General features: G+C 63.5%; 9 protein-coding genes and 1 pseudogene. 6 read left to right on the top strand and 4 right to left on the bottom strand.

Annotation, left to right across the window (positions count from 1 at the left end; genetic code table 11):
- The 5 genes and pseudogenes from ABF821_RS17415 to ABF821_RS17395 all read left to right on the top strand — a co-directional run.
- Positions 1-197 (top strand): annotated as a pseudogene (locus tag ABF821_RS17415) (hypothetical protein); the annotation flags it as partial.
- Positions 194-2,131, top strand: coding sequence for a response regulator (locus tag ABF821_RS17410; protein WP_415530965.1), 1,938 nt, complete (start codon positions 194-196; stop codon positions 2,129-2,131). The pseudogene ABF821_RS17415 and the gene ABF821_RS17410, both read left to right, overlap by 4 nt.
- Positions 2,132-2,178: 47 nt before the next feature.
- On the top strand, positions 2,179-2,769 hold the full coding sequence (gene hslV / locus ABF821_RS17405) for an ATP-dependent protease subunit HslV (RefSeq protein WP_415530964.1): 591 nt from the start codon (positions 2,179-2,181) through the stop codon (positions 2,767-2,769).
- The gene (hslU, locus tag ABF821_RS17400; protein ID WP_415530966.1) at positions 2,769-4,085 is read left to right on the top strand and encodes an ATP-dependent protease ATPase subunit HslU; all 1,317 of its coding nucleotides are present in this window, start codon (positions 2,769-2,771) and stop codon (positions 4,083-4,085) included. The genes hslV and hslU overlap by 1 nt, the downstream gene beginning before the upstream one ends.
- A 250-nt stretch (positions 4,086-4,335) precedes the next feature.
- A complete protein-coding gene (locus ABF821_RS17395) occupies positions 4,336-4,779 on the top strand; it encodes a SufE family protein (RefSeq protein ID WP_114726534.1) in 444 nt (147 codons plus the stop codon).
- Between the two features lie 48 nt (positions 4,780-4,827).
- On the opposite strand, the gene ABF821_RS17390 is transcribed toward ABF821_RS17395, so the two are convergent.
- Positions 4,828-5,745, bottom strand: coding sequence for a DUF2272 domain-containing protein (locus ABF821_RS17390; protein WP_415530963.1), 918 nt, complete (start codon positions 5,743-5,745; stop codon positions 4,828-4,830).
- A 328-nt stretch (positions 5,746-6,073) separates the two neighbouring features.
- On the opposite strand from ABF821_RS17390, the gene ABF821_RS17385 reads away from it, so the two are divergent.
- Positions 6,074-7,057 carry an aldo/keto reductase gene (locus ABF821_RS17385; RefSeq protein ID WP_415530962.1) on the top strand — a complete coding sequence of 328 codons (984 nt, stop codon included), beginning with the start codon at positions 6,074-6,076 and terminating at the stop codon, positions 7,055-7,057.
- Positions 7,058-7,392: 335 nt separating this feature from the next.
- Here ABF821_RS17385 and ABF821_RS17380 read toward each other — a convergent pair whose 3' ends face one another.
- From ABF821_RS17380 to ABF821_RS17370, 3 genes are all read right to left on the bottom strand, one after another.
- A complete protein-coding gene (locus ABF821_RS17380) occupies positions 7,393-8,481 on the bottom strand; it encodes a hypothetical protein (protein ID WP_415530961.1) in 1,089 nt (362 codons plus the stop codon).
- Positions 8,482-8,943: 462 nt separating this feature from the next.
- Positions 8,944-9,642, bottom strand: coding sequence for a UPF0149 family protein (locus ABF821_RS17375; RefSeq protein WP_415530959.1), 699 nt, complete (start codon positions 9,640-9,642; stop codon positions 8,944-8,946).
- Between the two features lie 55 nt (positions 9,643-9,697).
- A partial coding sequence (locus ABF821_RS17370) for a LutC/YkgG family protein (RefSeq protein WP_415530958.1) occupies positions 9,698-10,231 on the bottom strand: 534 nt, incomplete at its 5' end.

The raw sequence follows: 10,231 nt of genomic DNA, 5'->3' as shown, positions 1-10,231 counted from the left end.
GGACGGGGCTGGGGCTGGCCATTGCCTATAGCGTGGTGCAGGCTCATCATGGGACGATCACGATCGCCGATGCGGTGCAGGGCGCCGGGGGCGCCAAGGGAGGACGGGGAAGCGTGTTTACCATTTCGGTGCCGTGGCAGCCGCATTTCGAGGCGATGGCCGAGCCTGTCCGTGGCGTGACGGAGATGCCGGCGTGACCGATCGCCCCGTCGTGCTGCTGGTGGATGACGAGCCCGAGATCCTGGTGGCGCTGACCGATCTGCTGGAGGATGATTTTACCATTCTCTCGACCACCTCGCCGGTGGAGGCGCTGACTATCCTGGCCGGGCGGCGCGATGTCGACGTTATCGTGTCGGACCAGCGCATGCCCGAGATGGGGGGCGACGTGATGCTGGCGCGGGCGCGGGGGCTGTGCGACGCGCAGGCGATCCTGCTGACCGGGTATGCCGATATCGGCGCGGTGGCCGCCGCGCTGAATCAGGGGCGGATCTCGTTCTATTCGCACAAGCCCTGGGATGGGGATGCGCTGCGCGCGATGGTGGTGCAGGCGGCGCATCGCCACAAGCTGGAAGGCGAATTGCAGACCGAGCGGATGCTGCTGCGGGGGTTGCTGGGGAATCTGCGCGCGGGGCTGGCCTTCAAGGACCCGGATGGGCGGTTTATTCGCATCAATCGCAAGGCGGCCGCTTTCTATGGCCGGGACGAGGCCGATTGTCTTGGACGGCGGGAGGAAGACCTCTCCGACCCCGCTTTGCTGCCGGCGGTGCGGGCGGCCGAGGCGCGGCTGGAGGCCGAGGGGCGGGACGAGGAAGTGATGTCCGTGCCTGGCCCTGGCGGCAGCGTGACGTGGCGGGAGTTTACCCGCGCGCAACTGGGGGTGAACAGTCGGGGCGAAGCCTATTCGGTGCTGATCAATCGGGACATCACCCGGCAGCGGGAGATGGAAGCCCGTCTGCGCCAGGCGGAGAAGATGCAGGCGCTTGGCACCATGGCCGGCGGAATCGCCCATGATTTCAATAATCTTCTGACGGCGGTGATGGGCTCGCTGGAACTGGCCGTCGATATGGGCGAGGGGCTGGACGACCGCACGACCCATCTGCTGGACAATGCGATGGGCGCGGCGCGGCGCGGCGCCGACCTGACGCGGCGGCTGCTGAATTTCAGCCGTCCACGGGATCTGAGCCTGCAGCCGGTCGATGTGAATGCCCTGTTGCGCGGCCTGCACGATCTGCTGGTGCAGGGGGTGACCGCGCGTCGGCGCGAAGGGGCGGCGTCGCGCGCGCCGGTCGAGATCGTGGTCGAGGCGACGGACCCGGTGGGGGACGTGCCGATGGTGCGGACCGATGCCGGGCAACTGGAACTGGCGCTGCTGAATCTGTGCCTGAATGCCAGCGATGCCATGCCGGATGGCGGCATGATCATGCTGTCGACGCATGTTGCGCGGCTGGAAGCGCCGGCGGTGGAAGGCGACCTGCCGCAGCATGACCTGCCGGAAGGCGCGTATGTGGTGGTGTCGGTGGCCGACCAGGGCACCGGCATGGCGCCGGAGACGCTGGCGCGGATCTTCGAGCCGTTCTTCACGACCAAGGATGTCGGTCGGGGGACCGGGCTCGGCCTGTCGATGATCTATGGGTTCGTGCGGCATGCCGGGGGCGATGTGCGGGTGACCAGTGCGCCGGGGCAGGGGACGCGGGTGGATCTGTACCTGCCGGTCCATCGGTGCCCGGCGGCGGCCCTCGATCGGCCGGAGGTGCTGGTGCATCGGCCGGTCCGCAAGGGGTTGCGGGTTCTGGTGGTGGATGACGAGGATACGGTCAGGACCGTGACGGCCGGTTTTCTGCGCGGCATGGGGCATGAGGCGATCGAGGCGCCGGGTGGGGACGAGGCGCTGGCGCGGATTGGCGCGATGGCGCCGCATCAGCCCGACCTGGTGGTGCTGGATGTCATGATGCCGAAAATGGGCGGCGAGGAAGCGGCGCGCCGGATCGGGGCGCTGTGTCCCGATACCCGTATCCTGTTCCTGACCGGCTATGCCGACAATGCGGTGCTGCCCGAGGATGCGCTGGTGCTGCGCAAGCCGTTCACGCAGGCCGAATTGGCGGGGCATGTCGCCCGCGCGATGGGTGGATGATGGGGCGGCTCTTGTCCTGAGGCGCGAACGGCCTATTTCTTTCAGTCATGCAGAACTTACACGCGACCACCCATGATCCAGTCGGCTGGCATGGAACGACGATCCTGTGCGTGCGACGCGGCGCGCAGGTGGCAATGGCCGGTGACGGGCAGGTGACGCTGGGCGCCACCGTCATCAAGGGCAATGCGCGCAAGGTGCGGCGGATCGGGCCGGCGGGCACCATCCTGGCCGGGTTTGCCGGTGCCACCGCCGATGCCTTCACCCTGCTGGAACGGCTGGAGGCCAAGCTGGAGCGCTTTCCCAACCAGCTTGAGCGCGCCTGCGTCGAACTGGCCAAGGACTGGCGGACCGACCGCTATCTGCGCCGGCTGGAGGCGATGATGGCGGTGGCCGACATCGAGCGCTCCTTTACCCTGACCGGCAATGGCGACGTGCTGGAACCTGAGGATGGCATCATCGCCATCGGTTCGGGCGGGAATTACGCCCTTTCGGCCGCGCGGGCGCTGGCCGAAATCGATGGTCTGTCGGCCGCCGAGATCGCGCGGCGGGCGATGCGGATCGCCGGCGAGATCTGTGTCTATACCAACCATTCCGTGATCCTGGAGACGCTGGGCGAGAAGGGCGGGGAGAACGCATGATGGATATTCCCAACCATTCCCCGCGCGAGATCGTCTCGGAACTCGATCGCTTCATCATCGGCCAGGGCGACGCCAAGCGCGCGGTGGCCATCGCGCTGCGCAATCGCTGGCGGCGGGCGCAGTTGCCCGACGGGATGCGCGACGAGGTGGTGCCCAAGAACATCCTGATGATCGGGCCGACCGGCTGCGGCAAGACCGAGATCGCCCGGCGGCTGGCGCGGCTGGCTCAGGCGCCGTTCCTGAAGGTGGAGGCGACCAAGTTTACCGAGGTCGGGTATGTGGGCCGCGATGTGGAGAGCATCGTGCGCGATCTGGTCGAGGTGTCGCTGAACATGCTGCGCGACCTGCGGCGGCGCGACGTGCAGGCGCGGGCCGAGCAGGCGGCGGAGAACCGACTGGTCGATGCGCTGGTGGGCGAGGGGGCATCCGCCGACACCAAGGGCAAGTTCCGCCGCATGCTGCGTGCCGGGGAACTGGAGGAGAAGGAGGTCGAGATTTCGGTCGCCGATGCCCAGAGCGGGCCGGGCATGGGCGAGATGCCCAACATGCAGCCCGGTACCGTCATCAATTTCTCCGACATGATGAAGGGGTTGATGAACCGTGTGCCGCAGCGCCGGAAGATGACCGTGGCGGCGGCGCGCGAGGCGCTGACGCGCGAGGAAGCCGACAAGATGCTGGACAACGATGCCCTGGTCGGCGAGGCCGTGGCGCATGCCCAGGATCATGGCATCGTATTCCTCGACGAGATCGACAAGGTGTGCGCGCGGTCGTCGGAAAGTGGGTTCCGGGGTGGAGATGTCTCGCGCGAGGGGGTGCAGCGCGATCTGCTGCCGCTGATCGAGGGGACGACGGTTTCGACCAAATACGGGCCGGTGAAGACGGACCATATCCTGTTCATCGCCTCCGGCGCGTTCCATATCGCCAAGCCGTCGGACCTGCTGCCGGAATTGCAGGGGCGGTTGCCGATCCGCGTGGAGCTTTCACCGCTGACGCGCGACGATCTGCGGCGTATCCTGACCGAGCCGGAACATTCTCTGCTGAAGCAATATACGGCGTTGCTGGGGACCGAGGGGCTGGATCTCGATTTCTCGGACGACGCGGTGGATGCGCTGGCGGAACTGGCCGCCGACATCAACGAGCGGGTCGAGAATATCGGTGCGCGGCGGCTGGCGACGGTGCTGGAGAAGCTGCTGGAGGAGGTGTCCTTCACGGCGGCGGATCGCTCCGGCCAGACCGTGCGGATCACCGCCGCCGATGTGCGCGACCGGGTGGAGCCGCTGGCCAGCAAGGGCGACCTCAGCCGCTTCATCCTCTGAGTTTGTGGCCGTAAACGCGCGCCGGCGGCGATCCGGCGCGCGTTTCCTGTGCTCCGATGCTCACGGCCGGTAAGGCCGCTCCGCTTCGGTGCTCGGACACGCACACCGGGCGTGCCGCTATGCGGCACTCTCGCGCGCCAGCCCAGGTTTCCGGCCACAAACCAGGTGCGGGGAGGGGTGGGCTTCTAGCAGGTGAGGATGTGTTTTAGTCTGTGCCCGTTCATTTGCTTATTCTTGTCAGGTAGCTTTGATGACTGATCCTTTCGTCCTCCCCCAGGATGCGACCGCCGCTGCCGCGATTGCGGCGATCGGGGAGGAACTGGACCTCTTCGATGACTGGATGCAACGCTACCAGTACATCATCGAACTGGGCCGCACGATGCCGCCCTTTCCCGCCGAATGGACGAATGATGCCCATCGCGTTCCGGGCTGCCAGAGCCAGGTATGGCTGGAAATGACCGACCGTGACGGTGTGCTGTTCTTTGCCGGGGCGTCGGATGCCGCCATCGTCTCGGGGCTGGTGGCGCTGCTGCTGCGGGTCTATTCGGGCCGGAGTGCCGAGGAAATCCTGGCGACCGATTCCGGCTTTCTGCGTGATCTGGGGCTGGTGCAGGCGCTTTCGACCAATCGCGGCAATGGGGTCGAGGCGATGGCGCGCGCCATCCGGCATGCGGCCGCGCAGGTCGCTCCCTGAGCGGAAGGGGTCTGGCGACCCGGTGCTGAGGCCGGGTCGCGCACGGCCTTACTGGCGGTCGGCGGATTCGGCGTCGGCGTCGTACAGCACTTGCAGCACCACGCACCAGGGGTAGCGTGGATCGTAGCTGTGGCCGGTGGGGTCGGCCAGTTTGCCGTCCGCGCCGACCGGGACGTGGGTGAGGGCCACCGCGTCGTCGACATTGCCGCCGATGATGCTGATCTGGTGGCCGAAGGGCTGCCCGTTCTGGTTGGTGGCGACGACGATGCCGCAATGGGCCGGGAAACCATATTGGGTCGGCAGGTCGGCGAAGCGGACCGATTTGCTCGCACCCCGCCCGACGCAGATCAGGTCGCCCAGCGCCGGGGCGTAGGAGGCCGGGGCGCGGGCGCGGACGCCGCTTTCGGTGCCGGCGGCGGCGGCGTTGATGTAGGTGGCATGATTCGGCGAATAGGCGAAGCGGCCGTTCGCGCCCGCGACCCGCATGACGTAGGAAATGAAGGCCGCCGACCAGGCGAACATGCCGTCATGCACGTAGTCGGTGATCGCGCCTTCGGTATTGTGCTTGCCGGTCCAGGCGACCTCGCTTTCGCCTGGGTCCTGGCCGATCCACCAATATTCGCCCACGCGCTGCCACAGGCCGGGCATGCGTTCCGGCTTGACGGTCGCGCTGGTGGCCTCGGGGCGCTGTTCGGGGTCGTCGTCATTCACCGGCTGGCCGAACAGCCGCCATTCCCGCATCGCGATCGCGGCCACGTCCTGACGGGTGAACGGTTCGAAGTTTCGGCTGGCGAAGTCGGGGACGTGGTCGTCCACCATCAGCGCGCCCTGGCCGGCGGCATATTGCGCCGATGGCGTGTGGGCCGGCTGGGACGAGGGGTAACGCGGGGCGCAGGCGGCGAGGAGCGCCAGGGGGGCCATCAGGGTGATCGTGCGTGATACCGTCGGAGCGACCTTGCGCGACATTGCTTCGCTTCTCCATTCAGCGCGGGCCGGTCGTGTCGCGCACACGACGCCGGTACCCTACCCATAGGACGCGACGCAGGATGGGGAAAGAGGCGGCGTTGCGGAGCGGGGCCGCGTCATGCGGCCGTTCACGGGAAAGATAACAAGATGAAATGCTTTTTCATTGTCGTACGGCCGGTTCGGGTGCCGGATGGAACGTGACGGCTCGGCCGTCGCTTGCATACGAGGGAAAGACTTGGCCGGGGTGCTCGCGCGCTCCGGTCCTTTTTTGCGTGCTTTCCCGATTGCTGAGTCCGCCCTCCAAAGGGTGGGCAGGAAGGAGCATTTCATGCCGATGGAAACCATGGCCGTCTCGGGCATTCCCTTTCCGGTCTCGCGCATTGCGCTGGGTACGTGGGCGATCGGCGGGTGGATGTGGGGCGGGGCCGACGACCGCCTGGCCATCGCCACGATCCATGAGGCGCTGGATCTGGGAATCAGCCTGATCGATACCGCGCCGGTCTACGGGTTCGGCCATTCAGAGGAAATCGTGGGGGAGGCGCTGGTCGGACGGCGCGACACGGTGGCCATTGCCACCAAGGTCGGGCTGGACTGGAAGGACGGCAAGCCGTTCCGCAACAGTTCGGCCGCGCGTATCCGCCAGGAAATCGAGGATTCGCTGCGCCGGCTGCGTACCGACCGGATCGACCTCTACCAGATCCACTGGCCGGACCCGGCCGTGCCGCTGGACGAGACGGCTCGGGTGCTGGAGGATCTGCACCGCGAGGGCAAGGTGCTGGCGCTGGGGGTGAGCAATTTTTCCGTCGCGCAGATGGAGCAGTTCAGTGCCGTGGCGCCGCTGGCGGCCGTGCAGCCGCCTTATAACCTGTTCGAGCGTGCGATCGAGGACGATATCCTGCCCTGGTCGGCCGCGCATGGTCTGGCGGTGCTGGCCTATGGGCCGCTTTGCCGGGGGCTGCTGTCGGGCAGGATGACCGCGGCCAGCCATTTCGGCAGCGATGATCTGCGCAGTGCCGATCCGAAATTCCAGGCGCCGCGCTTTGCGCAGTATCTGGCGGCGGTGGCGGCGCTGGAGGCGTTCGCGAAGGAGCGGTTCGGGCGCTCGGTGCTGGCGCTGGCGATCCGCTGGGTGCTGGATCAGGGGCCGACCATCGCGCTGTGGGGCGCACGCAAGCCCGAGCAGATCGCGGGGATAGACCAGGCATGCGGGTGGACGCTGTCGGCGGCGGACAAGGTGGAAATCGACCGTATTCTGGCGGCACATATCACCGATCCGGTGGGGCCGGAATTCATGGCGCCGCCGGGCGGCTGATATGTTGGCGTGATCGGGCGGACAGGCCCGGTCACGCTTCAACGGGCGGCGGGGGCGTTGCTCTGACGGGTAATTGCGTGGGGATAGATTTTCAACGGGGATTTTTGGACTGGGAACCGCCCGGATCAATGGGTTTATCCTGGCCGTAGGGCCGATTGCCTCTGTTTGTCCGACCGGAATAATGTTCTGGTTCGTTGTTTTTATTGCTATTTTTATATCTCTGATGCGCGCGTTCAATTTTATCAAAAAAGCGGAATCTCTTTTCGATTGGTTCTATCGATCAGGCCAGGGTGCTGTTGCCGGAAGGTGAGCGGTGGATCGGTGCGAAAGAAGATTTATTCTGATATTTCTGAAACTCGGATGCGCGCCTGGTGGGTTTTTTCAAAATGCAGGTCTTTCCCTGCCGTGCGGCGATCGGGTTTCCGGTCGGAGAAAAATATCTTGCCGTCCGCATAGTCAAACAGTACCTCGCGCCCCTCGAAGAATGCGTTGCCGACAGATCCGTAGGAAATACCTTTGAGGAGAAGAGCTTTTACATCATGTTCACAAAATTCTTTTGCGCAGAGCTCTTTTATGGAACCGATATACCCTAATTTCGGGTCTTTGTCGTAAATTGTCATGGTATTGTAAGCGGGAGTAGATTTGGAATTCGTCTTGATCCATTTTATGGGAATTTCGGTATCGGATAGCGCGGTATCGATGTGTAAATCACGCAGTGTGCCATTTATCCTGAGTCGCATCGCCAGGTTTCTCTGGTCTTCTACCAAATCAGCGTTGTGGAATTTTTCCTTCAAATTATCCATATTCTTGATGGAGCATTCGTCATTATTCCTGTGGGGTAGGAAATATAACTTATTATTCGGGTAGTCTATTAATACATTGACAACCTTGAATATATTCTCGCCGATTACACCAACGACGGGTATGTCCCGTATGTAGTCGATTGGGTAATAATCGCTTGCTACGGCGGTTATCGCGCCGACATTCATATTCCCGATCTTGAATCGCTCGATCATTACAAGATGTGCATCGTGGTAGTCTTCGCCGTTACTTATTATTGAGACCTGCTTCAGGGGAGCGGAAAGGTCGAGGTTTATTTTGTCATTGATATAGATATCATCAAAATCACCGCTTAGGTACATTCCAGCTTTATGGCCATTTATATCGACTTGTATGATGGGACTATCGGTTTTCCCCCCGAGCATATCCATTTCGACGGCGCCGGCGCACGGCTCCGCTGCGGCGGGAAGGAGAAAAAGGTGACACATTGCGAGGAAAAGGAAGCCACTTCTTGCAATGGATGCGAAACTGAGGATCTTCTTTGCGGAATGGGGTGATCGGCGGGTTGCGGTACTGTGATGCGGGGGACGACGCGACCGGTCTTTCGATAATGCACCGGATGAATGCGAAGGCGCGGGTGACATTGGCTTTTTTCTCTCTATCATCGAAAGAATGGCGTGTGATGGCCTGTTTATTCGCCCGTCTAAAAATACCCGGATGGCGAGGGGACATAATATTGATGTCTATATATCAGGACGTTTGAAGACGGGGGAACTCTCCCATGTCAGCGTATTGATCGGGTCGGTGACATCCAGATTGCCAGAAATAATGGCGGAATGCGCAAAATTTCCTGCAATCGACAGGATATGGAAATGTCTCGTCGGGCCGGGTTTTTATGGCCAGGCGGTTTCCGTTTGGCGACGGAGGATCGTGACAATCCCGGTCGGAGATTTTCGCGGTCTGGACAGGACAAATCGACGGGGTCGGCGTTATGCCTGATGCCGTGTTGAAAAACGCGATCGCCGGGGCGTGTGTGAGGTGATGGGTGCAGGATGATTGTGAGCATCGGCCGGTCGCCACTCTTGCGTTTTATAGGCTGGGTGCCTTCAATTCATGCCGCAGCATTTTTTGTATTTTTTGCCGGAGCCACAGGGACATGGCTCGTTTCGTCCGATTTTTGTCGATGTGGCTGGTCTGTTCGCGAGCCGGTCCATGCTCTCTGACAGGCGCGCGACGTGGAGCGCCTGCACCCATTCGGGGATAAGATCGGGCGCGGTTTCCGACAGCAGGGTGCCGAGTTCGTCGTCACTGTCGGGCGGTGAATCGGTCATGGCGACAAGCTTGTGCAGACCGACAAGGGCGGGACCGACGGTTTCGTCGGAACCGCGGAGCAGGTCGTTCCAGGCTTCAGGTCGCAGCGCCATGGCGCGTTCGAAGCCCTCGATCCATAACTCCCAGAGTACGTCGTCATGCCTCGTGTCGATATTGAACAGGGGAGCATAACGTCCGCGATCGAGATCATGCAGCACGGCATTGTAATGTTGCAGGATCAAGCGGGCATCGTTCTCGTGTTCGAGGACGGGATCGCCCTCCCCATCGGGATCGAGCACCACGGGCAGCCATTCGGACGGCAGGATCATCTCCGGGCAGACAAGGACGCCGGCGAGGAAGCCGTCCAGCTCGCTCAACAGCATCGCCGTCTCGAGGCGTGCGAGCACGCGCTCGAGTTGGCGGAGATAGGGAGGGAGTTTCGTCGATCCTGGCATGATGCGCATCAGCGCAGCACTTCGGGCAAGGTGGATCAAGCCTTTTCAGGCGATTTCCAGGGCGTGGAGGGAGGCGTCCCCTGATAATATCCTGTTATTGAGGCATGAAACAGACTGCGAGGCTGCGGACGCCCTGGGCGCCGCGGATCAGGACGCCCTGGATGTCGGCGGTAGCCGAGGGGCCGCTCATCAGCACGCCGTAGCGGGCGGTGTGAAATTCCGGGCGCAGATAGGCGGTGTGCATGTTGGCCGTGATCTGGGCCGGGTCCAGCAGGACCACCATGTGCTGGGTCAGGTGGGCGATGGCGTTGAGGTGAAGCTGGGCCTCGCTGAGGAAGATCGAGCCGGTTTCCGCGATGCCGAAGGCGGCGCGGACGATGGTGACATCGACCGGTTCGGCGGCCTGCGGGGTGGGCAGGTCCTCGATGCGTACCGTGCCGGTGGCCTCGGGCACCAGGGAGCAGATCATCAGGCCGGGTTTGGGGAAGCGCAGCGCGATTGCCTGATCGAGCGTTTCGCCCTGCTGGCGGTCCAGCATCGTGCCGCCCATCTGGAGCAGGCTGGCGCTGAAGCGCTCCGGACTGGCGTCGGCCTCGCCCAGCACGGCCGGGTCGGGCAGGGGGTGGGC

The sequence above is a fragment of the Gluconacetobacter sp. genome (assembly GCF_047721585.1).
Taxonomy (GTDB): Bacteria; Pseudomonadota; Alphaproteobacteria; order Acetobacterales; family Acetobacteraceae; genus Gluconacetobacter; species Gluconacetobacter dulcium.
This window is presented reverse-complemented; position numbering and strand designations above follow the sequence as displayed.

Excerpts from the sequence above, each read along its gene's own strand:
- hslV (WP_415530964.1), top strand. The coding sequence starts at position 2,179 with ATGCAGAACTTACACGCGACCACCCATGATCCAGTCGGCTGGCATGGA.
- hslU (WP_415530966.1), top strand. The coding sequence starts at position 2,769 with ATGGATATTCCCAACCATTCCCCGCGCGAGATCGTCTCGGAACTCGAT.
- ABF821_RS17395 (WP_114726534.1), top strand. The coding sequence starts at position 4,336 with ATGACTGATCCTTTCGTCCTCCCCCAGGATGCGACCGCCGCTGCCGCG.
- ABF821_RS17390 (WP_415530963.1), bottom strand. The coding sequence starts at position 5,745 with ATGTCGCGCAAGGTCGCTCCGACGGTATCACGCACGATCACCCTGATG.
- ABF821_RS17385 (WP_415530962.1), top strand. The coding sequence starts at position 6,074 with ATGCCGATGGAAACCATGGCCGTCTCGGGCATTCCCTTTCCGGTCTCG.
- ABF821_RS17380 (WP_415530961.1), bottom strand. The coding sequence starts at position 8,481 with ATGTCACCCGCGCCTTCGCATTCATCCGGTGCATTATCGAAAGACCGG.